Source organism: Nocardioides sp. Z21_20 (assembly GCF_059766585.1).
In genome coordinates, this window is record NZ_JCBAJX010000001.1 from 197,375 (window position 1) to 221,698 (window position 24,324).

Below are 24,324 nucleotides of genomic sequence, written 5' to 3' on the forward strand. Positions count from 1 at the left end.
CGCCCGCTCCGGCTCCTCAACCGGCCGTGGCGTACGGCGCGGAGCGGGCCCCGCTGGCCGGCACCGGCAGGCCGTAGTGCTCGCGCAGCGTGCGCCCGGCGTAATCGCGGCGGAACAGCCCGCGCTGCTGCAAGATCGGCACGACGTGGTCGACGAACACCTCGAGGCCGACCGGCAGCGCCGGCGGCATCACGTTGAACCCGTCGGCCGCACCGCCGGTGAACCACTGCTCGATGGTGTCGGCCACCTGCTCGGGGGTGCCCACGAAGCTGCGGTGGCCGCGGCCGCTGCCCAGGCGCAGCAGCAGCTCGCGCACGGTGAGGTTCTCCCGGCGGGCGAGCCCGACGACCAGCTCGTAGCGGGTCTTGTTGCCCTCGATGGCGTCGGCGGGACGGATGTCGTCGGGCAGCGGCCCGTCGAGCTTGCCGGGGGCGCCGGGGCGCGGTTGTCTGGAGCCATGCGACTCCTGGTCCTGGGCGGCACCGTCTTCCTCTCCCGCGCCGTCGCGGCCGCCGCCGTACAGCGCGGTCACGACGTGGTCGCGGCCTGCCGGGGCAGCTCCGGCGCGCTGCCGGAGGGGGTGCGGCACGTCGCCCTCGACCGGGTCCGCGACGACGCGTCGGCGCTCGCGGCAATCGGCGAGGTCGACGCGGTCGTCGACGTCGCCCGCAACCCGGCCTGGGTGCGTGCGGCGGTGGCCGCGCTGCCGCGGGCGCACTGGGTGTTCGTCTCCTCGATCAGCGCCTACGCCGACCACGCGACCCCGAACGGACGACCCGGCCTCACCCCGCTGCTGGACCCGATCGACCTGGCCGCCGACGAGGACGCGATGACCTCCCCCGAGCGGTACGGCGCGGCCAAGGTCGCCTGCGAGCGCGCGGTGCTCGCCGGCGCCGCCTCGTCGTTGATCGTCCGCCCGGGCCTGGTCAGCGGCCCCGGTGATCCCTCGGGCCGGTTCAGCTACTGGCCGGCCCGGCTGGCCGACGTCGGGGCGCACCCGGAGGTGCTCGCTCCCGGCTCGCCCGACGACGTCGTCCAGATCGTCGACGTGCACGACCTCGCCGGCTGGATCGTCGACGCCGCCGCGCGTCATACCACCGGGCTCGTCGACGCCGTCGGCCCGCAGCTGACCCGCGCCGAGCTGCTCGCGCAGGTCGCCGCCGGCGTCGGGGTCGAGGCCACCCCGACCTGGGCGTCCCAGGAGTTCCTGCTCGCCCAGCACGTGGAGCCGTGGGCGGGGCCGCGCTCGCTGCCGCTGTGGCTGCCGTTGCCGGAGTACGCCGGGATGCTCGCCCACGACCCGGCCCCGGCCGCGGAGTCCGGCCTGGTCTCCCGCCCGGTCGCCGACATCGCCCGCGACACCCTCGCCTGGCTGCGCCGTACCCCCGACGCGCCCGTCGCCGGGCTGACCCGGAGCGAGGAGGCCGAGCTGCTGGCGGCGTGGGCGAGGTGGTGAGGCGTGCGTGAGGCGTGCGTGAGGCGTGGTGAGGCTTGGTGAGGCGTGGTGAGGCTTTCACACGTTAACTCGTGAAATCTGCGCCCCACGGGACCCCTGGGACCTGCGTGGCACTAGGTGCGCGAGGCCGGGAACTGACCACACGAAACCCGTACTTCCCACGTGTTCCTTCATGTGGGAAGTACGGGTTTCACGAGGTAACTCGTGAAACCCGCACCGCGCACCCGCCGACCCCACAGGCACAGGTCTGCCAATCGGCGCCCCCACTTTTCACCTGTTGTCGCCAGCGTCAGCGACCGGCGCGGTGCCCTAGCCTGCGGGCATGACCGCCCAGCCCCGCACCCGGCTCACCGCTCGCGACCTGATCGATCTCGTCCTCGACGACGGGTCCTGGACCTCCTGGGACGTCGCGCCGGTACGGGGCGAGCTCTCCGAGGAGTACGCCGCGGAGCTGGCCCGCGCGGCGCAGAAGAGCGGCGCCGACGAGTCGGTGCTGACCGGCGAGGGCCTGCTGCGCGGTCGGCGGGTGGCCGTCGTGCTGGGCGAGTTCGGGTTCCTGGCCGGCTCGATCGGTCGCGCCGCCGCCGACCGGCTGGTCGCCTCGATCGAGCGCGCCACCGCCGAGGGGCTGCCGCTGCTGGCCGCCCCGGTGAGCGGGGGGACCCGGATGCAGGAGGGCACCCCGGCGTTCGTGCAGATGGTCCGGATCACCGCCGCCGTGGCCGCGCACAAGGAGGCGGCTCTGCCCTACCTCGTCTACCTGCGCCACCCCACGACCGGCGGGGTGATGGCCTCGTGGGGATCGCTGGGCCACGTCACGGTCGCCGAGCCCGGCGCGCTGGTCGGCTTCCTCGGGCCGCGGGTCTACGAGGCGCTGTACGGCAAGCCGTTCCCCGCCGGCGTGCAAACCTCGGAGAACCTCTACGCGCACGGCATCATCGACGCGGTGGTGCCGCCGGAGGAGATCGGCGACATCCTCGACCGGGCGCTGCGCATCCTGATGGCCCCGCGCACCGGCATCGCCGCCGTCCCGGCCCCCGCCGACGAGGCGGTCCCCGACGTCGAGACGTGGGACGCCGTCACCCGGTCCCGGCGTCAGGAGCGCCCCGGCGTACGACGCCTGCTGCGCCACGCCGCCACCGACGTCGTACCGCTCAACGGCACCGGCCAGGGCGAGGCCGACCCTGGCCTGCTCATCGCGCTGGCCCGCTTCGGTGACGCGCCGTGTGTGTTCCTGGGCCAGGACCGTCGCGGCCAGACCAAGGACCACCCGATGGGCCCGGAGGCGCTGCGCGAGGCACGGCGCGGGATGCGGCTTGCCTCGGAGCTCGGGCTGCCGCTGGTCACGGTCATCGACACCCAGGGCGCGGCGCTGTCGGTCGACGCCGAGAACGGCGGGCTGGCCGGCGAGATCGCCCGGTGCCTGTCCGACCTGGTCACCCTCGACGCACCCACGCTGTGCCTGATGCTCGGCGAGGGCAACGGCGGGGGCGCGCTCGCGTTCCTCCCCGCCGACCGGGTGATCGCGGCGCAGCACGCCTGGCTCTCCCCGCTGCCGCCCGAGGGGGCCAGCGCGATCGTGCACCGCGACCTCGACCACGCCCCGGAGATGGCCCGCGCGCAGAAGGTCCGCGCGATCGATCTGCACGCACGCGGGATCGTCGACCGGATCGTCGCCGAGCAGCCGGACGCGGCCGACGAGCCGGAGGCGTTCTGCCGGCGCCTCGGTCTGGTGCTCGAGCACGAGCTCGCCGGGCTGCTCGAGCGCGGCGCGGGCACCGCCGAGCAGCGCAGCCAGCGCTACACCTGAGCGATCACCCGAGTCGTCACCCGAGCCGTCACCAGCGGTTGCGGGCCTCCTCGGCCCACCCGACCAGCCCGTCGAGGGCCACGGTGGCGCCGTCGTCGGTGGCGGCCCACCCGCTGAAGTGCCCGAACAGCTGGTGGGTCTCCGCGCCGACGACGCCGAGGTTGGTGCGCGAGACCCGCTCGTGGAACGGCGTGAGCGTGGCCTCGACGCGCGGCCCGCGGATGCGCCACGGGCGGGTCCAGTCCTCGCGGTCGTAGTCCCACGCGAGGTCGTCGCCGATCTTGTGCAGCCGGCCGTCGACCAGCAGCGCGTTCTCCGTCGAGCCGGTGCCGTCGGTCCACCGGCCGCCGAGCTGGATGCCGAGCCGGCGCCCCGCGACCAGGCCGCTGCCCGCCGCCCAGTTCCAGGTGATCACGTAGGGCCAGCGCCCCCGGCCGTGGTCGAGTACGGCGAAGGAGTCCTGCGCGTCGACGTCGTGCGCCTGGCCGTCGACGACGATCCGGCCGGTGACCGGGCGGGCGACGTCCTTGACGGTGTACTGGAACAGCCGATCGCTCCAGGGCACCACCACCCCCAGCGCCTCGTGGCCGGGCACGCTCGGCGCCACCAGGTCGACCTGCAGACCCGGCGCCACGGCCAAGATCCTGACGCCGGTGGGCGTCTGCCGGAGCTCGATGTCCAGCCCCGCGCCGCCGCCGCGCGCCGTACCCTCCCCGCAGCGGTCGGCCAGCACCACGCCCCGAGCCAGCGGCACCGTCGCCTCGGCCGTGCGCTCACGCCCGGTGGCGCGCTCGAGCAGGTAGAGGCTGTGCACCCCCGCGTAGTCCAGGGAGGAGACCACCAACCCGAGCACGTGGGTCGGCGTGATCACGCCCCAGTACTCCCAGCGCTTGGTGCGCCCCCACCCACGCAGGTTGGCCCGATGCAGCGGCGTACGGGTCCAGCCGACGGCCGCCGGGTTCAGGCGCCCCGACGGCAGGCACAGGTCGACGGGCTCGGTGATCTCACGCTCTGCGGTGGTGGAGGGCATCTGACTGATCTACCAGAGCGGCGGGCGTCCGGCTGACGAACCCCCGCCGCCCACCCCTCTGCCGTTTGGTCCCCAACGGAGAGAAATCGGCGCGAGAACCCTCCGTTTCTGACCAATCGGCGCCCGCTCCGACGCCGGCAGGACCTCACGTCGCTGAACCCCGCGAAGCAGACGCCGTTTGGTCCCCAACGGAGGGAAATCCGGCGAATCACCCGCCGCCTCTGACCAATCGACGATGCCCCCGACCGCAGCCCCGACGTCCCGCAGCCCGACGCCCCGACGCCCCACCGCCCCACCCACCTCAGAACAACAGCGCAGTCCCCGGGTCCTCCAGGATCCCGGCCACGTCGGTGAGGAACCGCGAGCCTTTCTCCCCGTCGATGTGGCGGTGGTCGAAGGCCAGCGCCAGCGTCGTCACCTGCCGTACCGCGATCTCGTCGACGCCGTCGCGCTCGACCACCCAGGGCTGCTTGCGCACGGCTCCGAAGCAGAGGATCGCCGACTCGCCAGGGTTGATGATCGGCGTGCCCGCGTCGACGCCGAAGACGCCCACGTTGGTGATCGTGAACGTCCCGCCGCTCATCTCGCCCGGCTGGGTGCGGCCCTCGCGGGCGGTCGACGTGAGCTCGCCGAGCGCTGCGGCCAGGTCGGACAGCGCCAGGTCCTGCGCCTCCTTGACGTTCGGTACGACGAGCCCGCGCGGCGTGGCGGCGGCGATGCCGAGGTTGACGTAGCTGCGATAGACGACCTCCTGGGCGGCCTCGTCCCACCAGGAGTTGATCTCCGGCGTACGGCGCATCGCGAGCATCGCCGCGCGCGCCAGCACCAGCAGCGGCGACACCTTCAGTTCGCGCAGCTCACGGCGCTCGCGCAGCCGTTCGACCAGCTCCATCGTGCGGGTGATGTCGACGGTCACCCACTCGGTGACGTGCGGGGCGGTGAAGGCCGAGCCGACCATCGCGGACGCCATCATCTTCCGCACGCCCTTCACCGGCTCGCGCCACTCGCGCCGCTCACCCACGTCGTACGACGTCGCCGGCGCGGCCCCGGGAGCAGAAGCGGTCGCGGCGGCCTGCTCCACGTCGGCGCGGCTGACCGTGCCGTGCGGCCCGGTCGGGGTCAGCGTGGCGAGGTCGATGCCCAGGTCCTTGGCCAGCTTCCGCACCGGCGGCTTGGCCAGCATCCGGACCGACCCGTCACTGACGCCGCCAGCCCCCGGCGTGTTGGTCGAGGGAGTGACGGGTCGCGCGGGGGTGGGGGGTGGGGCTGGGGTGGGGGTGGGGGTGGGGGGTGGGGCTGGGGTGGCGGGGACGGCGGGCTCGTCGCCCTCGACGACGGCGTCGGACTGGGCGCCGCCGGCGGCGAAGGCCCCCTGGACCTGCATCTGGGTGGCGGCGGCGGCCGGGCTGGAGGGCGAGGCGGAGCCCTTGCGGGCGCGGCGGCGGGCGACGACCTCGCGGGGGCCGTAGCCGACCAGGGTGGGGTTGCCCTCCGGGGGGACGTTGGTGTCGATCGGGTCGGTCGAGGGCCGCGCGGCGGGCTCGCCGATCGCGATGATCGGGGCGCCCACGTCGACGGTCTGGCCCTCCTCGACGAGCAGGGCGGTGACCCGTCCGGCGTACGGCGAGGGCAGCTCGACCAGCGACTTGGCGGTCTCGATCTCGACGACGACGTCGTTGATCGCCACGACGTCGCCGATCTTCACCTTCCAGGAGACGATCTCGGCCTCGATCAGGCCCTCGCCGACGTCGGGCAGCAGGTACTCGGGCATTCAGGCTCTCCTGCTCAGAACTCGAGGGAACGGTCGACGGCGTCGAGCACCCGGTCCACGTCGGGGAGGAACGACTCCTCGATCCGGGACGGCGGGTAGGGGGTGTCGAAGCCGCCGACGCGCAGAACCGGGGCCTCCAGGGAGTAGAAGCACTGCTCGGTGATCCGCGCCGAGAGCTCGGCGCCCAGCCCCAGGTTCACGTGCGCCTCGTGGGCGACCACGGCCCGCCCGGTCCGGGTCACCGACTCCAGCACCGGCTCCATGTCCAGAGGCGAGAGCGTGCGCAGGTCGATCACCTCCACCGAGCGGCCCTCGCCGGCGGCGACCTCGGCGGCCTTGAGGCACGTCTTCACCATCGGGCCGTAGGACAGCAGGGTCAGGTCGGAGCCGCGGCGCACCACCCGCGAGGTGAACAGCGGGGCGGCGCTGCTGAGGCTCTGCGTCTCGTCCAGGTCGGCCTTGTCGGCGTGGTACTGCCGCTTGGGCTCCAGGAAGATCACCGGGTCGTCGCAGGCGATGGCCTGTTGGATCATCCAGTAGCCGTCGACCGGGTTCGAGCAGGCCACCACCTTGAGCCCTGGGGTGTGCGCGAACTGCGCCTCTGGCGACTCGGAGTGGTGCTCGACCGCGCCGATGCCGCCGCCGAACGGGATCCGGATCACGATCGGCATCGGGACCTTGCCCTGGCTGCGGAAGCACAGCTTGGCGACCTGGCAGACGATCTGGTCGTAGGCGGGGTAGACGAACCCGTCGAACTGGATCTCCACCACCGGGCGGTAGCCGCGCATCGCCAGGCCCACCGCGGTGCCGACGATGCCGGACTCGGCGAGCGGCGAGTCGATCACCCGGTCCTCGCCGAAGTCCTTCTGCAGCCCGTCGGTGATCCGGAAGACGCCGCCGAGCTTGCCGACGTCCTCGCCCATCAGCAGCACCTTGGGGCTGTCCTCCATGGCGCGGCGCAGGCCCAGGTTGAGCCCCCTGGCCAGCGTGATCCGCTGCGTGCTCATCGCAGCGCCTCCTCGGTGCCGTCGCCCTCGAAGCCGTCCAGGTACGCCGCGTACCCGGCCCGCTGCTCGGCCAGCTCGGCGGTCTGCTCGGCGAAGACGTGGTCGAAGATGCTCAGCGGTCCCGGATCCGGCAGCGCCTTGCACCCGTCGCGCAGCCGGGCGCCCAGGTCGTCGGCCTCGTCGCCGACGGCGTCGAAGAACGCGTCGTCGGCCAGCCCGTTGCGGGTCAGGTAGACCTTGACCCGCGCGATCGGGTCCTTGAGCTTCCAGCGCTCCACGTCGTCGCTGACCCGGTAGCGGGTCGGGTCGTCGGTGGTGGTGTGCGCGCCCATCCGGTAGGTGTAGGCCTCGACCAGCGTCGGGCCCTGGCCGTCGCGGGCGCGCTGCAGCGCCGCCTGCGTCACGGCGTACGTCGCGAGCACGTCGTTGCCGTCGACACGGACCCCGGGGAAGCCGAAGCCGAGCGCCCGCTGGTAGAGCGGGATCCGGCTCTGGCGCTCGATGGGCTCCGAGATCGCCCACTGGTTGTTCTGGCAGAAGAACACCACCGGCGCGTTGTAGGAGGCCGCGAAGATGAACGCCTCGTTCACGTCGCCCTGCGAGGAGGCGCCGTCGCCGAAGTGGGCCACCACCGCGGTGTCGCGCTCGGGGTCGCCGGTGCCGACCGCGCCGTCTCGCTGGACCCCCATCGCGTAGCCGGTGGCGTGCAGGGTCTGCGCGCCGATCACGATCGTGTAGAGGCCGAAGTTGTGCTCGGCGGGGTCCCAGCGCCCCTGGTCGACCCCGCGGAACAGGCCCAGCAGGTCGAGCGGGTCGACCCCGCGGCACCAGGCCACGCCGTGCTCGCGGTAGGTCGGGAAGACGAAGTCCTGAGGCCGCAGCGCGCGTCCCGCGCCGATCTGGGCCGCCTCCTGGCCGAGCAGCTGGGCCCAGATCCCGAGCTCGCCGTGGCGCTGCAGGGCGGTGGCCTCGGTGTCGATGCGGCGGGTCAGCACCATGTCGCGGTAGAGCCCGCGGATGGTGGCCGCCTCCTCCTCCGCGCCCAGCCCGGCGCCGAAGGCGAAGTCGGCGTGCTCGACGCGCTCGCCCTCGGGCGTCAGGAGCTGCACCAGCTCCGGTCCACCGTCGTGCTGCGAGGGACCGAAGGCCTCGACCAGGTCCGGGCCGAACGGACGGGTGTGGCTCACGATGCACTCCTTCGGGTCACCGCCGACGGGGTTCCCGTCGCCGGGCGGGAAGCCGGAGTGGCCGACACGGGGGTGGTGTGCCGTCGCACCCGGACCTGACTGCTCCTGCGGGTGAAGCCCACGGTGTGACCCCGTCAGCGTGTGAGCGGGGCCACACCGTGCGCTCAGGGAGAACGTAGCGCTCCGTGCCCGCGCGCGCGAATCCCTCCCGGCGCCCGGCCCCCTACAGTCGGAGGATGACCACACGCATCGTCTCCTCGTCCGCCACCGTCACCGCGCCGCCCGCGACGGTCTTCGAGATCCTGGCCGACCCGCGCCAGCACCCCCGCATCGACGGGTCGGGCACCGTCCGCAAGGTCCACACCGGTCCCGACCGGCTCACCCAGGGCGCCCGCTTCGGGATGGACATGAAGCGGGTCGCGCCCTACAAGATCACCAGCGAGGTCGTGGAGTTCGAGGAGGGCCGCCGCATCGCCTGGCGCCACCCCGGCGGCCACGTGTGGCGCTACGAGCTGGAGCCGGCCGGCGCGGGCACCCGCGTCACCGAGAGCTTCGACTACTCCGACGTGCCGGGCGCGCAGGCCAAGCTCTACGAGCTGCTCGGCGTCGTGCGGGGCAACCGGCGCGGCATCGAGAAGACCCTGGAGCGGCTCGCCGAGGCCGCCGAGCAGGACGCCCGCTGAGCCGACCCGCTCAGTGCGACCCGCTCAGTGGGTCTCGCCGAGATCCTCGTGCTCGAGGTGGCTCTCGGGCTCGACCTGGAACGTCGCGTGCCGCACGTCGAAGTCGCTGGCCAGGCACGCGCACAGCCGGTCGAGGATGCCGCCCAGGCCGTGCTCGGCCAGCGCCTCGTCGGTGACCGTGACGTGCGCGGACAGGCTGGGCAGCCCGCTGGTGATCGTCCAGGCGTGCAGGTCGTGGACGTCGGTGACGCCCGGCATCGCCAGCAGGTGGGCCCGCACCACCTCCAGCGGCAGGTCGGCCGGGGCGATCTCGAGCAGCACCGTGCCCGCCTCCTTCGCCAGCCGCCAGGCCCGCGGCAGGACCAGCACCGCGATCAGCAGCGAGGCGATCGCGTCGGCGCGCTCGAAGCCGGTGGTGAGGATGACGATGCCGGCCACGATCGCCAGCACCGAGCCCCACAGGTCCGCCAGCACCTCCGCCGCCGCACCCCGCAGGTTCAGCGAGCCGGTCTCGGAGCGGCTCAGCACCAGCAGCGACACCGCGTTGGCGATCAGGCCGACCGCGGCGAAGGCGACCATCGGCCCGGCATCGACCGGCCGCGGCTCGGCCAGCCGCGAGATGCCGGCCCAGGCGACGTAGCCGCAGACCCCCAGCAGCACCAGCGCGTTGAGCAGCGCCGCCAGGATCTCGGCGCGGTGGTAGCCGAACGTCGAGCGCGGGCCGGGCCGCAGCGCCGCGACGTACGACGCCCCGAGCGCGAGCACGACCGCGCCGGCGTCGGTGGCCATGTGCCCGGCGTCGGCCAAAAGGGCCAGCGACCCGGTGACCCACGCGCCCACCAGCTCCACGACCATGACGACGCCGGTGACCAGCAGCACCAGCCGCAGCCGGGCCCGGTCCTCGGCACGGCCGCGCGCGTGGCTCCCGTGCCCGCGCCCGCCGTGCCCGTGCCCAGCTCCCATGGGCTCAGCCTAGGGACGCGCGCCCGTGCTCGCTGGTCCAGCCCGACAGATCGGGACCCTTCGGGACGATCCCGGACGGGTTGATGTCGGTGTGCACCACGTAGTAGTGCGCCTTGATCTGCTCGAAGTCCACGGTCTCCCCGAACCCGGGGGTCTGGAAGAGGTCGCGGGCGTAGCCCCACAACGCCGGCATCTCGCTCAGCTTCTGGCGGTTGCACTTGAAGTGGCCGTGGTAGACGGGGTCGAAGCGGACCAGCGTGGTGAACAGCCGGACGTCGGCCTCCGTGATCGCCTCGCCCATCAGGTAGCGGCGGGTGGTGAGCCGCTCCTCGAGCCAGTCCAGCGCGGTCCACAGCCGGTCGTAGGCGGCGTCGTAGGCCTCCTGGGAGCCGGCGAACCCACACCGGTAGACGCCGTTGTTGACCTCGGTGAAGATCCGCTGCATCACCTCCTCCATCTCCTCGCGGCAGTCCTCGGGCCACAGGTCGGGCGCGCCGGGCTTGTGGAAGTCGCGCCACTCGAAGAAGAGGTCGTGGGTGATCCACGGGAAGTCGTTGGTGACGACCTTGCCGCTGCTCACCTCGACCATCGCCGGCACGGTGATCCCGCGCGGGTAGTCGGGGTAGCGGGCGAAGTAGGCCTCCTGCAGCCGTTGGATGCCGAGCACCGGGTCGACGCCGCCGGGGTCGAGGTCGAAGGTCCAGCTGCGCGCGTCGTGGGTGGGCCCCGGCGTGCCCAGCGAGATCACGTCCTCGAGCCCGAGCAGGTGGCGCACGATGATCGCCCGGTTGGCCCACGGACATGCGCGCGCCGCGATCAGCCGGTAGCGGCCCGGCTCGACCGGCCAGCCATCGCGCCCGTCGCGGGTGATCCGGTCCGGGATGTAGTTCATGTCCCGGTCGAAGGGCTTGCCCTTCTCGACGTACGTCGGGGTGTGCTCACTCATGGCCCCATCGTGCCAGCCCCCGCCACCTCGTCATTCGCAAAGATTCGTTTGCAAAGAAGTATTTGCAAACGAATCTTTGCGATCTACGGTGATGCCATGCAGCTCTCCTCGATCACCCCCGACGCCACCGCCCTCAAGGCGCTCAGCCACCCGGTCCGGCTGCGGATGCTGGGCCTGCTGCGCTCCGACGGGCCGGCCACCGCCACCACGCTCGCGGCCCGGCTCGGCCTGAACTCGGGCGCGACCTCCTACCACCTGCGCCAGCTCGCCCAGCACGGCTTCGTGGCCGAGGACACCGAGCGCGGCAACGGCCGGGACCGCTGGTGGAAGGCCGCCCACCAGTACACCCGGACCAGCCTGCCCGCCGCGCCCGAGGAGCGCGAGGCCCACGACGCCTTCGCCCAGGCGGTCGCCGTCGTGCACACCGAGACGCTGCAGCGCGCCGTCGAGGAGCGGCCGCTGGTGCCGGCGGAGTGGCAGGACGTCTCCACGCTGAGCGACTGGAGCATCCGACTCACCCCGCGCCGGGCGAAGGCGCTGCTCGAGGCGCTGGACGCGGTGATCGAGGACGTCGAGGAGGAGCCCGAGGAGGAGGGCGCCGCCGACTACACCGTGGTCCTGCACGCGTTCCCCCGGCCCGGACGCATCGCCGCGTCGGGACCGGTCGCGAGCACGGACGAGAGCACGGACGCGCCATGACGGCCCGGGTGGCGCGCCACCACGTGCCGCTCTACGGATGGCTCACCTCCGAGGCGATCTCGCTGACCGGCACCCGGGTCTCGATGGTCGCGCTCCCCTGGTTCGTGCTCACCACCACCGGCAGCGCCACCCAGACCGGCCTCGTCGTGTTCGCCGAGATGGCTCCGCTGGTGCTGCTCAAGGCGCTCGGCGGACCGATCATCGACCGGCTGGGGCCGCGCCGGGTGAGCATCGGCTGCGACCTGGCCAGCGTGCTGGTGGTCGGGTCGATCCCGCTGCTGCACTCCCTGGGCGCGCTCTCGTTCCCGCTGCTGCTGGTGCTGGTCGCGCTCGCGGGCGCCTTCCGCGGCCCCGGCGACGCCGCCAAGCACGCCTACGTGCCGGTGCTGGTGGAGCACTGCGCGGTGCCGATGGAGCGCGCCACCGGGCTCTCCTCGACCGTCGAGCGGACCGCCGGGATGCTCGGCGCCGCCTTCGCCGGCGGACTGGTGGCCTGGGTCGGGGCCGCCAACGCGCTGATCGTCGACGCGCTGTCGTTCGGGGTCGCCGCGCTGGTGCTGGCCTGGTCCACCCGGCGCGTCGGCCCGCCGCGCCGTACGCCGGAGCCCGGCGCGGGTGCCGACGCAGGCGCGAGTGCGAGTGCCGAGGCAGGCGGCTACTGGACCGACCTGCGCCTGGGCTGGGACTTCCTGCGCCACGACCGGGTGCTGGTGGCGATCTCGGCCATGGTGGCGCTCACCAACCTGCTGGACATGGCCTACTCCGGGCTGCTGGTGCCGGTGTGGGCGAAGGAGTCGGGGGCCGGCGTGGAGATGGTCGGCCTGGTCTTCGCGGTCTTCAGCGGCGCCTCGATCGCCGGCTCCCTGGCCGCGGCGGCCTGGGGCGCGCGGCTGCCTCGCTTCCGCACCTACCTGTTCGCGTTCCTGCTCTGCGGGGCACCCCGGTTCGTGGTGCTCGCCCTGGAGGCTCCGCTGTGGGCGGTGCTGGCGGTCAGCGTCGTCGGCGGTGCGGCCGCCGGCTTCATCAACCCGGTTCTCGGCGCGGTGATCTTCGAGCGGATCCCCTCGCACCTGGTCGGCCGGGTGACCTCGCTGACCACCGCGCTGTGCTACGTCGGGATGCCGTTCGGCGCACTGGTCGCCGGCGTCCTGGTCAGCTGGCTCGGGTTAGGCTGGGCGCTGGTCGCCTGCGGTGCCGCCTACTTCCTGGCCACGATGGCGCCCACGGTCGACCCGGCCTTCCAGGGCATGGACCGGCGTCCGGCGGCGCTCCGCAGCGAGGAGTCGGCGGCGCGCTGAGGTCGTGCCCGGCTCAGCGGGCGAAGCGCCGCGCGACCTCGACCAGCCGGTCGTTGCCCTCGGTCTCGCCGATGCTCGCCCGGACGCCCTCCCCGGCGAAGGGGCGGACCGTGATCCCGGCCTCCTCGGCGGCCGCGGCGAACTCGCCGGTGCGCTCGCCCAGCTCCAGCCACACGAAGTTGCCCTGCGCCTCGGGCACGTCCCACCCGGCGGCCGCCAGGGCCTCGACGACCCGGTCCCGCTCGACCACCAGCGCCTCGACCCGGGCGAGCAGCTCCGGCTCCGCCTCGAGCGAGGCGATCGCCGCCGCCTGGGCGACCCCGGAGACGCCGAACGGCAGCGAGACCGCGCGCAGGGCCGCCGCGAGCGGCGCCTGCGCCACGGCGTACCCGACCCGGAACCCGGCCAGCCCGTAGGCCTTGGAGAAGGTGCGGGTGAGCACCACGTTGGGGTGGGCGCGGTAGGTGGCCAGGCCGTCGACGGGGTCGTCCATCCGGACGAACTCGGTGTAGGCCTCGTCGACCACGACCAGCACCCGCGCCGGCACCCGCGCCAGGAAGGCGTCGAGCTCGGCCTGGGTGAGCGAGGGCCCGGTGGGGTTGTTGGGGGTGCAGACCAGGACCACCCGGGTGCGCTCGGTGATCGCCTCGGCCATCGCGTCGAGGTCGTGGCGGCCCTCCGCGGTGACCGGCACCTGCACCGACGTCGCGGCCGAGGCGGCGACCGCGATCGGGTAGGCCTCGAAGGAGCGCCAGGCGTAGACCACCTCGTCGCCGGGGTCGCAGAAGGCGCTCAGCAGCTGGTAGATCAGCGCCACCGAGCCGGTCGCCACCGAGAGGTCCTCGACGGGGACCTCGAGCCGCTCGGCGAGCGCGGCGTACAGCGCGGCGTTGCCCATGTCGGGGTAGCGGTTCATCTCCGCGACGGCCCGGTGTGCCGCCTCGACCACCCCCGGCAGGGGCGGGTAGGGGTTCTCGTTCGAGGAGAGCTTGTACGACGTGAGACCGGGCCGCACGGTGGGCGGACGCCCCGGCACGTAGGCCGGGATCCGCTGCACGTTGGCGCGGGCCCGGGGGGCCTCCTGCGCGGGCTGCTGCTCGGGCGACGTCGGGGCGGACATGCGCCTCAGGCTAGTACCCGGCTCACCTGCGGGGCCGCCAGGTGCGGCGGAACTCCCAGGGCCTGAGCACCAGCGCGAGCACCAGCCCGACCCCCGCGCCGAGGACGGCGCCGGTGACGTTGTCGATCACGTCGGTGACGTCGCAGGCCCGGTCGAGGCGGGCCAGCTCGAGCTGGGTGTACTCGATGCCGGCCGAGTACAGGGCGAGCAGGACCAGCCCGAGCGGGACCAGCACCCAGCCGCTGCGCCAGCGCGCCGCGGTCAGCACCAGCAGGGCACCGGAGGGGACGAAGAGCGCGGTGTTGAGCGTGCGCTGCCCGCCGTCGAAGATCCAGAAGCCCTCCGGGGCGGGTCCGCCGATGTCCCACGAGCAGCCCGGCAGGCGGCCCTCGGGCGAGACCACGTCGGTGGCCGACTCCGCCGGGACCAGCGTGACCAGGGCGATCACCACCAGCGACCACAGCAGGCCCGGCAGCGCCCACCCGGTGACCCAGCCGACCCAGCGCTTGAGCAGCAGGGCGAGGAGCGCGAAGAAGAGCCCGGACACGGCGGCGGCGAGCACCATGAACTCGACCCCACCCACCGGCACGCCGCTGGCCGCGGTCACTGTCATGGCGCCTGGCGTCATGGCGGCGAGGCTAGCGTGATGGCCCAGACCACTCAGGCGGCGACCTCCGCCTCGTCGTCCAGCACCGCGGCGGCGATCGGGCCGGGCAGCACGACCTCACCGCCGGGCACCAGCGGCAGGTCCCGGCCGAGGGTGACGTCGAGGGGGTTGGTCAGGCAGCGGATGGAGCCGCCGCCCTTGTGGAACTCGGACAGGTCCAGCACGACGATCTCGAAGCCCCACTCCTCCAGCTGGGCGCGGACCCGGTCGGGGCAGGCCGGCATCACCACCGTGCGCCCGACCACCACGGAGTTGGCGCAGAACGTCAGCGCCTCCTCCTCGGTGAGCACCAGCGGCTCGGGCACCAGGTCCAGCAGGGCCTGCGCGCTCTCCGCGTCGAACGCCGAGGGGCAGACCATCGCCCGGCGCTGGTCGAGCGGGTGGAAGGCGAGGTCGAGGTGGTACATCCCGGGGTGGGTGATCCGCACACCGCGGACCCGGACGCCGAGGTCGGCGGCCAGGTGCTCGAGGCCGAGCTCGTCGGTGCGGGGGCCGTGGCCGACGACCAGCGCGTCGCCGAACGCGAACGCGTCGCCGGCCTCGAAGTGCGCGCCGACCCCGTCGCGACCGACGTACGACGTGCTCCAGCCACGCTCGGCGAACCACGGCTGAGCGCTGGCGCCCTCCATCCGGCGCTCGGGGAAGCGCATGTGCGACATCACCACGTGGCGCCCGCCGTCCGCCCGGACCACGCCGAGGCCCAGGTTCATCGCGTAGACCATGTCCGGGGCGTCGGCGCGCTGGGCGATCACGTCGACCTCGGCGCCCAGCGCGCGCAGCGTCGCCACCAGCGCGTCCCACTGCCGGCGCGCCAGCGCGGGGTCGGGCTGGTCACGCACGTCCATGAACGGGTTGATCACGTAGTCCACCCGGAAGTAGTCGGGCCGCACCATGGCGTAATGGCGGCCCCAGGCCAGGGCGCCCCGGTCGTGTGCGCGTGCGGTCATGCGTCCCCCTCGGGTCCGAGTGTCGGATTGTCTGACAATCAGACAGGAAGGCTCAGTGTGCTGGTCCCGCGTGCATGTGGCAAGCCGGTGTCGGACAATGTGGGCCCAGCCCATTCGCCGTCCCCGGGGAAGAGAGCCATGACCGAGCAGTTCGGCACGCTTCGCCTGGACCACTCCTCCACGGTCGACCGGGCCGTCGGCGAGCTGCGCCGCGCGGTCTTCGACGGCGAGCTGGCCTCCGGCACGCCGCTGCGCGAGGTGGCGCTGGCCGAGTCGCTGGGCGTGGCGCGCTCCACCGTGCGCGAGGCGCTGGCGATCCTGGTCGCCGAGGGCATCGCCACCCGCGAGCCGCACCGCGGAGTGTCGGTCGCGACGACCCACCCCGACTCCGTGCGCGACGTGATCCGCGCCCGTGCGGTGCTCGAGGGGGCCGGCGTACGGCACTGGCGCGAGGCCGACCCCGAGCACCGCCGCGCGGTCCGCACCACGCTGGAGGCCTACACCGGCGCGGTCCGCGACGGCGCGTCGTACCAGCAGCTCAACGAGCGCCACCTGGCCTTCCACGTCTCGCTGGTGGGCCTGCTCGGCTCGCCGCGGCTGGTGCACATGGCCGACACCCTGGTCACCGAGCTCAAGCTCGCGCTGGCCCAGATCGACCGGATCCGCCGCAACGCCCACGACCAGGCCGACTCGCACACCCAGCTGGTGCTGCTGCTCGAGGCCGACGACGTGGACGGCGCCGCCGCGTACCTCGATCAGCATCTCGCCGACGCCGAGCGGGACATCCTCTGGGCGCTGGGACTCAGCCTAGGATCGGCCACGTGAAGAAGACCCTCCTGTGGCTGGTGACCAATGCGATCGCTCTGGCCGTGGCCGCCTGGCTCCTGGACGGGATCTGGTTCGACGGGCCCTCCTCGGGCCAGGACGAGGTCACCGAGAAGATCGGCCCGCTGCTGCTGGTCGCCCTGATCCTGGGGTTGGTCACGGCCTTCGTGGAGCCGGTGGTGAAGGTCCTCTCACTGCCGTTCATCGTGCTCACCGTGGGGCTGTTCCTGCTGGTGATCAACGCCGCCATGCTCGAGCTGACCTCCTGGATCGCCGGCCAGGTCGGCATCGGCTTCCACGTCGACGGCTTCTGGACCGCGGTGCTCGGCGCGGTGGTGATCACGCTGGTGACGGGCTTCATCGACGTGGCCGTGGACGATGACTGAGCCCGCGCCCGAACGGGCCGGGGCGACGCCGCCCGCGCCGCCCGCGCTGCCCGCGCCGATCGACGGGCCGCCGTACCGGATCGTGCTGGTCTGCCTGGGCAACATCTGCCGCTCCCCGATGGCCGACGTGGTGCTGAGTCAGCGCGTCGCCGAGGCCGGGCTCGCGGAGCGGGTGGAGGTGATCAGCGCCGGCACCGCCGACTGGCACGTCGGCAAGCCGATGGACCGGCGCGCGGCGGCCACCCTGAGCGCCGCCGGGTACGACGCGACCCGGCACCGCGCGCAGCAGTTCGAGTCGGTCTGGCTCGAGGAGCACGACCTGGTGCTGGCGATGGACGCGCAGAACCTGTCCGACGTGCTGGACCTCGCGGTGTCCAGCGACGTGGACCGGGTCCGGCTCTTCCGGGACTTCGATCCGCGTGAGCCGGGTGGGGAGGTTCCGGACCCGTACTACGGTGGGGACGACGGGTTCGAGGAGGTGCTGAGGATGGTCGAGCGGACGTGCGCCGCCCTCGTCACCGCCTTGGAGCGGGACCTGCCTCGATGACCCGCCAGCCGTTGGTCGCCCGTCGCGCCGAGGAACTCCTCGGCTGCGCGGTCGCGGCTACGGCTCCGGTCGCCGGCGGTGACGTCGCGACGGCCACCCGGCTGCGGCTCAGCGACGGTCGCAACGCCCTGATGAAGACCCACCCCCATCCGCCCGCGGGCATGTTCGCCGCGGAGGCGCGCGGGCTGCGCTGGCTCAGCGCCGCCACCGGTGACGGCGGCGTCGCCGTGCCCGAGCTGCTCGCCGCCGCCGACGACTGCGTGATCCTGCGCTGGATCGAGCCGGGCAAGGTCAGCACCGACACCGCCGCGGCGTTCGGCCGGGCGCTGGCGATCACCCACCTCGCCGGGCACCCGACGTACGGCATGGAGCACGACGGCTACATCGGCCTGCTCCCGCTGCCGAACCGCCCGGCCCCGACCTGGGCGGAGTTCTTCGCCACCCGGCGGGTGCTGCCCTACCTCAAGCTCGCCTACGGCCGCGGGGCGGTGAGCGACGAGCAGGCCGCGAAGATCGACCGGCTGGCGCACCGCCTCGGCGAGCTCGTGCCCGAGGAGCCCCCGGCCCGGCTGCACGGCGACCTGTGGAGCGGCAACGTGCTGTGGGGCAGCGACGCCACGCCGTACCTGATCGACCCCGCGGCCCACGGCGGGCACCGGGAGAGCGACCTGGCGATGCTGGCGCTGTTCGGGCTGCCGCACCTGCAGCGGGTGCTCGAGGCGTACGTCGACGAGGCCGACGCGCGCGGACGCCCCCTCCAGGATGGCTGGCTCGAGCGCCAAGGGCTGCACCAGCTCCACCCGCTGCTGGTGCACGCCTGCATGTTCGGCGGCGGGTACGGCGCGCGGGCCGCCGCGGTCGCCGACGCGTTCTAGCGCTCTCTAGCCCGCCGCGCCGGGCCGCTCCGGGCACCCGCGCGGCAGCGGCCCGCGCGGCCTCAGCCGGGCGCCCCCAGGTGGGCGCCCCCAGGTGACCGACGGGTAACTGGAGATTCCCATGCACCAGGTGCGTGCGATCCACCAGTTACCTGCGGGTAGGCCTTCGGAGGGCGGGTAGCGGGCCGACTCGAGGGGATCCGAGTGGGGCCCGCGGAGCTCGGGGCTTCGCCGGCCGGCTCAGCGGACCATCGCCGCGGGCCAAGCCACTCCGGACACCCGCGCGCCATCGCCCACCTGCCCCCGGGGGCGCCCCCCAGGTGACCCACAGGTAACTGGAGATTCCCGCGCACCTGGTGCATGCGATCCACCAGTTACCTGCGGGTAAGCGGACGGGGCGCGGGTCGTCGTACGCCCGTGGAGAAGCCCACCCAGCCCGCCGACGCCCCCACCAGTCGCGAGTTCACGCCGACTCGCGCCCACCCAGTCGCGAGTTCACGCCGACTCGCGCATCTCCGCGCGCGAGTTCACGCCGACTCGCGCCGGGCGGGGGTCAGGCTAGGGCGGCGGCGGTGAGCTCTACGGAGCGGAGGCGGTCGGAGAGCACGGTGGACTGGTGGGCGACGATCAGCTCGTCCGCGGCGGCCTCGGCGGCGAACGTGGTGAGGTAGTCGCGCACCTGCTCCGGGGTGCCCACGGCGCTGTAGCGCAGCATGTCCGCGAGCTGGCGGCCGTCGGGGGTGGTCAGGAAGACGTCGATCTGCTCGTCGCTGTACTCCGGCGCGTCAGCCCCCGGGGCGGCCGGGCGGCTCACCATCCCGCGGACGAAGTCACGGCGGCGCCGGTCCAACTGCTCACGCGCGTGTGCCTCGTCGTCGGCGGCGACGACGTTGACCCCGGCGATCACGTACGGCTCGGCGAGCTGGCGCGAGGGCTTGAAGTCACGGCGGTAGGTGGCCACTGCGTCGTGCAGGGCGGCCGGGGCGAAGTGCGAGGCGAAGGCGTAGGGCAGACCCAGCGCGGCGGCCAGCTGGGCGCCGAACAGCGACGAGCCGAGGATGTAGAGCGGCACGTCGGTGCCGGCCCCCGGCACGGCCTGCACGCCCGGGATCAGCGACTCGCCGCGCAGGAACCCCTGGAGCTCCTGGACGTCCTGGGGGAACCCCTGGGCGGAGGCGGGCGAGCGCCGCAGCGCGCGCATGGTGTTCTGGTCACTGCCGGGCGCCCGCCCCAGGCCGAGGTCGATACGTCCGGGGTGCAGCGTCTCGAGCGTGCCGAACTGCTCGGCGATGGTCAGCGGGGAGTGGTTGGGCAGCATCACCCCGCCGGCGCCGAGCCGGATGGTGCGGGTGTGCGCGGCCACGTGCGCGATCACCACGGCGGTCGCCGAGGACGCGATGCCGGGCATGTTGTGGTGCTCGGCGTACCAGACCCGGCGATAGCCGTGCGTCTCTGCGGCCTGCGCCAGGCTGACGCTGGCGGCGAGACTCTCGGCGGCGGTCTCGGTGGGGGCGATGGGAGCGAGGTCCAGGATCGAGAGCGGGAGAGCCATACCCCCCACCGTACGAACTTGCTCCAACCAAGCAACCGCCACGGTCGCCGGCGGCGCGGGCAAGGAACGGGCATCGTGATGTGACGCGGCGTACATTGGGCGGTGTCCGCGAGTGCTGCTTGGGTGCGGCCCGGCCGGCAGAGAGGTCGTTGCAGATGCGTAAGCAAGGTGACGGTTCCACCCCGCGAAACCAATCCGGTGCAGGCGCCGAGGCGTCGGCGGCCGAGTTGTGGGAGGCGGTCCTGCGTGCTCGCGAGGTGCTCGCCTACGAGCGCACCCAGCCCCGCAGCTCGTCGGCGACGCAGGCGCGCGCGGCGCTGCTCGCGGCGCTGGAGGCGTACGTGCAGCACCTGGAGCGGGCGCGACGCCCGATCCCCTACGCGATCCGCGACGAGCTGCGCCTGCAGCGCCTCACCTCCTCCTGAGCAGTCGCCTCGACGCGCCGCGCTCTCAGACGTGGCTCAGGCTGGGCTGGCACAGTGGTCGGCGTGAGTGCCGCATCCGTCGGGGGTCTCAAGCACGGACCCAAGCCCGACTCGAAGCCCCGCGTGCTCGTCGTCGACGACGACAAGGCGGTGCGCGAGTCGCTGCGCCGCTCCCTGGAGTTCAACGGGTACGACGTGGCGCTGGCCGCCGACGGCGCCGAGGCGCTCGCGGGCTTCGCCGCCGCCGCACCGGACGTCGTGGTGATGGACGTGATGATGCCGCGCCTCAACGGCCTGGAGGCGACCCGCGCGCTGCGGGCCGCCGGCCACGACGTACCGATCCTGGTGCTCACCGCGCGCGACGCCGTGGGCGACCGGGTGGACGGGCTCGACGCCGGCGCCGACGACTACCTCACCAAGCCGTTCGCGCTCGAGGAGCTGCTGGCCCGGCTGCGCGCGCTGCTGCGGCGCGTCGTTCCGCGCGACGCCCCGGACGAGGTGCTCTCCTTCGCCGACCTGAGCATGGACCTGGCCACCCGCGAGGTACGCCGCGGCGAGCGGCTGATCGAGCTCACCCGCACCGAGTTCACCCTGCTGGAGATGTTCCTGCGCCGCCCCCGCCGGGTGCTGGAGCGGGCCTTCATCCTCGAGGAGGTGTGGGGCTACGACTTCCCCACCACGGCCAACTCGCTGGAGGTCTACGTGGGCTACCTGCGGCGCAAGACCGAGGCCGAGGGCGAGCCGCGCCTGCTGCACACGGTGCGCGGTGTCGGCTACGTGCTGAAGGAGACATGAGCACCCTGCTCGGCCACGACCGCACCGACCCCGGCAACCGGTGGGAGGGGCGCCGCTGGCACTACCGCCGCTCGCTGGCCAGCCGGGTCACGCTGCTGAGCACGATGGCCGTCGCCTTCGCCGTCGCCTTCGTCGCCCTGGGCGCCTACGCGACGGTGCGCATGCAGAGCATGGAGGCGCTCGACGAGTCGCTGCTCGAGCGCGCGGAGCGGGCCGCGGAGGCCGACGTGCTGAGCGGCACCCAGGTCCCGTCGTGGGCGCTGGGCGCCGCGGACGTGCAGATCCTCTTCATCACCGAGGACCGCCGCTGGCGCGCGCTCGGCGACGTCTCCGAGCTGAACCTCGGCGAGCCCGAGATCGCGGTCGCCTCGGGCACCCGGCCGCACTCGATCCGCACGCTCACCGCCAGCGACGGGGTCCGCTACCGGGTGGTCACCTGGCCGACCGAGGACGGGCAGGCGCTGGTGCTGGCCCAGTCCCTGGAGCCGCAGGACAGCACGCTGCGCAAGATGGGCACGGTGATGCTGGTGATCGGCGGCATCGGCGTCGTCGTCGCCGCCCTCGCCGGCTGGGCGGTGGCCCGCAACGGCCTGCGCCCGGTGCGTCGGCTGACCGCCGAGGTGGAGGAGATCGCGCGCACCGAGGACCTGACGCCGCTGACCGTGGAGGGCGACGACGAGATCGCCCGGCTGGCCACCTCCTTCAACACCATGCTGACCGCGCTGGCCGCCTCCCGCGACCGGCAGCGCCAGCTGATCGCCGACGCCGGCCACGAGCTGCGGACCCCGCTCACCTCGCTGCGCACCAACCTCGACCTGCTCGCCCAGGCCGACGGACGCGGCGGCCTGCCGCCCGAGGCGCGCGCCGAGCTGCTGGCCGACGTGCGCGCCCAGATCCAGGAGTTCACCACGCTGATCGGCGACCTGGTCGAGCTGGCCCGCGACGAGCCGATGGAGCACGTCGTCGAGGGCGTCGACCTCGCCGAGACCGTCGAGCGCGCGGTCGCGCGGGTCCGCCGCCGCGCGCCCGACCTGGCCTTCGAGGTCTCGCTGACGCCGTGGTGGGTCACCGGTGAGCCGCCCGCCCTGGAGCGCAGCGTGCTCAACCTGCTCGACAACGCCGCCAAGTGGAGCCCCGAGGGCGGCACCGTCCGGGTGCACCTCGAGGACGGCTGGCTGAGCATCGACGACGAGGGCCCCGGCATCGCCGAGGAGGACCTGCCCCACGTCTTCGACCGGTTCTGGCGCTCCTCGGAGTCGCGCTCGCTGCCCGGGTCGGGGCTGGGGCTCTCGATCGTGCGGCAGGTCGCGCTGCGCCACTCCGGCACCGTGGAGGCCACCCGCTCGCCGTACGGCGGTGCGCGGATGCGGCTGTGGCTGCCGGGACGCGCGGATGCTGAGTGATATCGGGTTCACGGCGGGGTCCGGTGGGGCAGGCTGGTGCCCATGAGCCAGCCGCCCACCCCACCCCAGCAGCCCTACCAGGGCCCGCAGCAGCCGCAGCAGGGTCCCCAGCAGCCCTATCGGGGTCCCCAGCAGCCACAGCAGCAGCCACAGCCCGGCCAGTACCCGCCGGGCCAGCAGTGGGGTGCCTACCCGCCACCGCCCGACCAGCGCGGCGGACGCGGGCGTGAGCGCGTCGACCGCCGCCGCGGCGGCGGCGGCGGCGGCAAGGGCCTGTTGGCCGGTGTCCTCGCCGGGAGCCTGGTGCTCGGCCTGCTGGCCGGCCTGGGCGGCGCCTGGGCCTTCGACGCCTTCGACGACGAGGACTCCAGCGTCGAGGTCGGCTCCGGCGACGTCGACACCAGCGAGCTCGACCCCCTCGACCTGGTCTCGGTCAACGTGGTGGCCCGCGAGGTGCTGCCGGTCGTGGTGAAGATCGACGCGCGCGACGCCAGCGGAGGGGGCGGCAGCGGGTCGGGGATCGTGGTCAGCGAGGACGGCGAGATCGTCACCAACAACCACGTGGTGGAGTCCGCCCTCGACGGCGGCAGCGTCACCATCTCCTTCGACGACGGCTCCGTCGCCGAGGCCGAGATCGTCGGGACCGACCCGGCCACCGACACCGCGCTGCTCCAGGCCCAGGACGTCTCGGACCTCGAGGTCGCCGTGCTCGGCTCCTCCGACGCCGCCGAGGTCGGGCAGGCGGTCGTCGCGGTCGGCTCCCCCTACGGGCTGCAGGCCACGGTCACCGCCGGCATCATCAGCGCCCTGCGCCGCCCGATCGTGATGCCCCAGGCCGGCGACCAGGCCAAGCGCGTCGTCTACGGCGCGATCCAGACCGACGCCGCGATCAACCCGGGCAACTCCGGTGGCGCCCTGGTGAACATGGCCGGCGAGGTGATCGGGATCAACGCCTCCATCGAGCTGGCCCGCAACTCCGCGGGCACGGGCGGCGACCTGGGCTCCATCGGCATCGGCTACGCCATCCCGATCAGCGACGTGCTGCCGATCATCGAGCAGATGCGCGCCGGCGACACGCCCACCCACCCGCGGCTCGGGGTGGCCACCGAGGACGCCGAGATCACCGAGGGCGTCCCCAGCGGCGCGCTGATCACCGAGGTGGAGCCCGGCGGGCCCGCCGACGAGGCCGGCATCGAGGTGGGCGACGTGATCACCGACATCGGGGACCTGCACACCGCCAGCTCCGATGCGCTGATCGCTAATCTGTACGCGCACCGGCCCGGGGACCAGGCCGAGATCAAGCTGACGCGCGACGGCAAGGAGCAGACGGTGGACGTCACCTTCGGGAGTGATGAGGAGTGACCCCAGCCCTTCGGGGGCGGCTTGCGGTGGCGGTGGCGATCCTGGCCACCGCGCTCACCGCGTGTGGTGACGATCAGGAGGGGGGCGCCGACCCGGCCGCGGTGGAGAACCCGCACGCGGCCGGGTCGCCGTCGGGGCCGAGCGTGGCCAGCCCGTGCGAGGCGCTGCCCGCCGCCGAGGCCGGGCGACTGCTGGGGACGGCCGTCACCGCGGCCCCCGACGAGCGCGACGTGGGGGTGCAGAAGTCGTGCAGCTACGCCCCCGAGGACAAGGACGCCGGGGTCTCCCTGGACGTGACGTCGCTGTACTTCGACGGCGACTTCGAGGAGGCCTGGGCGAAGATGGCCGACCGGGTGCAGGGCAAGGCCGTCCGCGTCGACGTGCCCGGCGCCGACGCCGCGCGCCTCGTCGTACAGCCGCAGCGCAAGGCGCTGCTGGTCACCGGGTTCGTCCAGCACGGCGACCAGGTGGACACCGCCAACCTCGTCGACCTGTCCCCCGAGAGCCCGGCCGCGGTGCGGGCGACGATGCGCGCCGTGCTGACCCGGCTGGTCGAGGCCTCCGGCTGAG

At 73.6% G+C, this 24,324-nt stretch carries 25 protein-coding genes; 14 read left to right on the forward strand and 11 right to left on the reverse strand.

From position 1 onward, the window contains the following. Positions 1 to 16: 16 nt before the first annotated feature. Positions 17 to 532 carry a hypothetical protein gene (locus AC6EH9_RS01070; RefSeq protein WP_498419722.1) on the reverse strand — a complete coding sequence of 172 codons (516 nt, stop codon included), beginning with the start codon at positions 530 to 532 and terminating at the stop codon, positions 17 to 19. Between AC6EH9_RS01070 and AC6EH9_RS01075 the strand changes: the two genes are divergently transcribed. Further along, a complete protein-coding gene (locus AC6EH9_RS01075) occupies positions 458 to 1,456 on the forward strand; it encodes an NAD-dependent epimerase/dehydratase family protein (protein ID WP_498419724.1) in 999 nt (332 codons plus the stop codon). The two genes, AC6EH9_RS01070 and AC6EH9_RS01075, sit on opposite strands and share 75 nt — an antisense overlap. A gap of 322 nt (positions 1,457 to 1,778) precedes the next feature. Beyond that, on the forward strand, positions 1,779 to 3,266 hold the full coding sequence (locus tag AC6EH9_RS01080; protein ID WP_498419726.1) for a carboxyl transferase domain-containing protein: 1,488 nt from the start codon (positions 1,779 to 1,781) through the stop codon (positions 3,264 to 3,266). Positions 3,267 to 3,294: 28 nt separating this feature from the next. On the opposite strand, the gene AC6EH9_RS01085 is transcribed toward AC6EH9_RS01080, so the two are convergent. The 4 genes from AC6EH9_RS01085 to pdhA form a co-directional block, all read right to left on the reverse strand. Then, positions 3,295 to 4,296, reverse strand: a complete 1,002-nt coding sequence (locus AC6EH9_RS01085) for a DUF2804 domain-containing protein (protein WP_498419727.1) — start codon at positions 4,294 to 4,296, stop codon at positions 3,295 to 3,297. Positions 4,297 to 4,597: 301 nt separating this feature from the next. Next, a complete protein-coding gene (locus tag AC6EH9_RS01090) occupies positions 4,598 to 6,067 on the reverse strand; it encodes a dihydrolipoamide acetyltransferase family protein (protein ID WP_498419729.1) in 1,470 nt (489 codons plus the stop codon). Positions 6,068 to 6,081: 14 nt separating this feature from the next. Continuing rightward, positions 6,082 to 7,074 carry an alpha-ketoacid dehydrogenase subunit beta gene (locus tag AC6EH9_RS01095; RefSeq protein WP_498419731.1) on the reverse strand — a complete coding sequence of 331 codons (993 nt, stop codon included), beginning with the start codon at positions 7,072 to 7,074 and terminating at the stop codon, positions 6,082 to 6,084. Then, positions 7,071 to 8,261 carry a pyruvate dehydrogenase (acetyl-transferring) E1 component subunit alpha gene (gene pdhA, locus AC6EH9_RS01100; RefSeq protein WP_498419733.1) on the reverse strand — a complete coding sequence of 397 codons (1,191 nt, stop codon included), beginning with the start codon at positions 8,259 to 8,261 and terminating at the stop codon, positions 7,071 to 7,073. Before pdhA ends, AC6EH9_RS01095 begins: the two co-directional genes overlap by 4 nt. A 236-nt stretch (positions 8,262 to 8,497) precedes the next feature. Between pdhA and AC6EH9_RS01105 the strand changes: the two genes are divergently transcribed. Further along, positions 8,498 to 8,944, forward strand: a complete 447-nt coding sequence (locus AC6EH9_RS01105; RefSeq protein ID WP_498419735.1) for an SRPBCC family protein — start codon at positions 8,498 to 8,500, stop codon at positions 8,942 to 8,944. Positions 8,945 to 8,968: 24 nt separating this feature from the next. Here the strand turns inward: AC6EH9_RS01105 and AC6EH9_RS01110 are convergent, their stop codons facing one another. Then, positions 8,969 to 9,907 carry a cation diffusion facilitator family transporter gene (locus tag AC6EH9_RS01110; RefSeq protein WP_498419737.1) on the reverse strand — a complete coding sequence of 313 codons (939 nt, stop codon included), beginning with the start codon at positions 9,905 to 9,907 and terminating at the stop codon, positions 8,969 to 8,971. A 4-nt stretch (positions 9,908 to 9,911) separates the two neighbouring features. Then, the gene (locus AC6EH9_RS01115; RefSeq protein WP_498419738.1) at positions 9,912 to 10,853 is read right to left on the reverse strand and encodes a glutathione S-transferase family protein; all 942 of its coding nucleotides are present in this window, start codon (positions 10,851 to 10,853) and stop codon (positions 9,912 to 9,914) included. Between the two features lie 96 nt (positions 10,854 to 10,949). Here AC6EH9_RS01115 and AC6EH9_RS01120 point away from each other — a divergent pair, with 96 nt between their 5' ends. Both AC6EH9_RS01120 and AC6EH9_RS01125 read left to right on the forward strand, forming a co-directional pair. Further along, positions 10,950 to 11,552 (forward strand): helix-turn-helix domain-containing protein, encoded by a 603-nt coding sequence (locus AC6EH9_RS01120; RefSeq protein WP_498419740.1) that lies wholly within the window; start codon positions 10,950 to 10,952, stop codon positions 11,550 to 11,552. Beyond that, entirely contained in the window at positions 11,549 to 12,850 is a 1,302-nt protein-coding gene (locus tag AC6EH9_RS01125) for an MFS transporter (RefSeq protein ID WP_498419741.1), read from the forward strand. Before AC6EH9_RS01120 ends, AC6EH9_RS01125 begins: the two co-directional genes overlap by 4 nt. Positions 12,851 to 12,863: 13 nt before the next feature. On the opposite strand, the gene hisC is transcribed toward AC6EH9_RS01125, so the two are convergent. From hisC to AC6EH9_RS01140, 3 genes are read right to left on the reverse strand one after another with little or no spacing between them, the layout of a single operon-like run. Then, positions 12,864 to 13,970 (reverse strand): histidinol-phosphate transaminase, encoded by a 1,107-nt coding sequence (gene hisC / locus AC6EH9_RS01130; RefSeq protein ID WP_498419742.1) that lies wholly within the window; start codon positions 13,968 to 13,970, stop codon positions 12,864 to 12,866. A gap of 22 nt (positions 13,971 to 13,992) precedes the next feature. After that, a complete protein-coding gene (locus AC6EH9_RS01135) occupies positions 13,993 to 14,598 on the reverse strand; it encodes a VanZ family protein (RefSeq protein ID WP_498419743.1) in 606 nt (201 codons plus the stop codon). A gap of 32 nt (positions 14,599 to 14,630) precedes the next feature. Beyond that, positions 14,631 to 15,584: a dimethylarginine dimethylaminohydrolase family protein gene (locus AC6EH9_RS01140; protein WP_498419745.1), complete on the reverse strand. Its 954-nt coding sequence runs from the start codon at positions 15,582 to 15,584 to the stop codon at positions 14,631 to 14,633. Between the two features lie 138 nt (positions 15,585 to 15,722). On the opposite strand from AC6EH9_RS01140, the gene AC6EH9_RS01145 reads away from it, so the two are divergent. Genes AC6EH9_RS01145 through AC6EH9_RS01160 form a run of 4 tightly spaced genes read left to right on the forward strand, consistent with a single transcriptional unit; the run spans position 15,723 to position 18,217 of the window. Beyond that, a complete protein-coding gene (locus tag AC6EH9_RS01145) occupies positions 15,723 to 16,409 on the forward strand; it encodes a GntR family transcriptional regulator (RefSeq protein WP_498419746.1) in 687 nt (228 codons plus the stop codon). Further along, positions 16,406 to 16,795, forward strand: a complete 390-nt coding sequence (locus AC6EH9_RS01150) for a phage holin family protein (RefSeq protein WP_498419748.1) — start codon at positions 16,406 to 16,408, stop codon at positions 16,793 to 16,795. Before AC6EH9_RS01145 ends, AC6EH9_RS01150 begins: the two co-directional genes overlap by 4 nt. Beyond that, positions 16,788 to 17,342, forward strand: coding sequence for a low molecular weight protein-tyrosine-phosphatase (locus AC6EH9_RS01155; RefSeq protein WP_498419749.1), 555 nt, complete (start codon positions 16,788 to 16,790; stop codon positions 17,340 to 17,342). The genes AC6EH9_RS01150 and AC6EH9_RS01155 overlap by 8 nt, the downstream gene beginning before the upstream one ends. After that, positions 17,339 to 18,217, forward strand: coding sequence for a fructosamine kinase family protein (locus AC6EH9_RS01160; protein WP_498419750.1), 879 nt, complete (start codon positions 17,339 to 17,341; stop codon positions 18,215 to 18,217). The genes AC6EH9_RS01155 and AC6EH9_RS01160 overlap by 4 nt, the downstream gene beginning before the upstream one ends. Before the next feature lie 553 nt (positions 18,218 to 18,770). On the opposite strand, the gene AC6EH9_RS01165 is transcribed toward AC6EH9_RS01160, so the two are convergent. Further along, positions 18,771 to 19,769 (reverse strand): LLM class flavin-dependent oxidoreductase, encoded by a 999-nt coding sequence (locus AC6EH9_RS01165; protein ID WP_498419752.1) that lies wholly within the window; start codon positions 19,767 to 19,769, stop codon positions 18,771 to 18,773. A 227-nt stretch (positions 19,770 to 19,996) separates the two neighbouring features. Here AC6EH9_RS01165 and AC6EH9_RS01170 point away from each other — a divergent pair, with 227 nt between their 5' ends. The 5 genes from AC6EH9_RS01170 to AC6EH9_RS01190 all read left to right on the forward strand — a co-directional run bounded on the left by AC6EH9_RS01170 (position 19,997) and on the right by AC6EH9_RS01190 (position 24,323). Beyond that, entirely contained in the window at positions 19,997 to 20,194 is a 198-nt protein-coding gene (locus AC6EH9_RS01170; RefSeq protein ID WP_498419754.1) for a hypothetical protein, read from the forward strand. Positions 20,195 to 20,257: 63 nt separating this feature from the next. Next, positions 20,258 to 20,989, forward strand: a complete 732-nt coding sequence (locus tag AC6EH9_RS01175; protein WP_498419755.1) for a response regulator transcription factor — start codon at positions 20,258 to 20,260, stop codon at positions 20,987 to 20,989. After that, complete coding sequence (locus tag AC6EH9_RS01180) at positions 20,986 to 22,392, forward strand: sensor histidine kinase (RefSeq protein ID WP_498419757.1); 1,407 nt, start codon at positions 20,986 to 20,988, stop codon at positions 22,390 to 22,392. Before AC6EH9_RS01175 ends, AC6EH9_RS01180 begins: the two co-directional genes overlap by 4 nt. A 42-nt stretch (positions 22,393 to 22,434) precedes the next feature. Continuing rightward, complete coding sequence (locus tag AC6EH9_RS01185) at positions 22,435 to 23,754, forward strand: S1C family serine protease (RefSeq protein WP_498419758.1); 1,320 nt, start codon at positions 22,435 to 22,437, stop codon at positions 23,752 to 23,754. Continuing rightward, positions 23,751 to 24,323, forward strand: a complete 573-nt coding sequence (locus AC6EH9_RS01190; protein ID WP_498419759.1) for a hypothetical protein — start codon at positions 23,751 to 23,753, stop codon at positions 24,321 to 24,323. The genes AC6EH9_RS01185 and AC6EH9_RS01190 overlap by 4 nt, the downstream gene beginning before the upstream one ends. Position 24,324 lies beyond the last annotated feature (1 nt).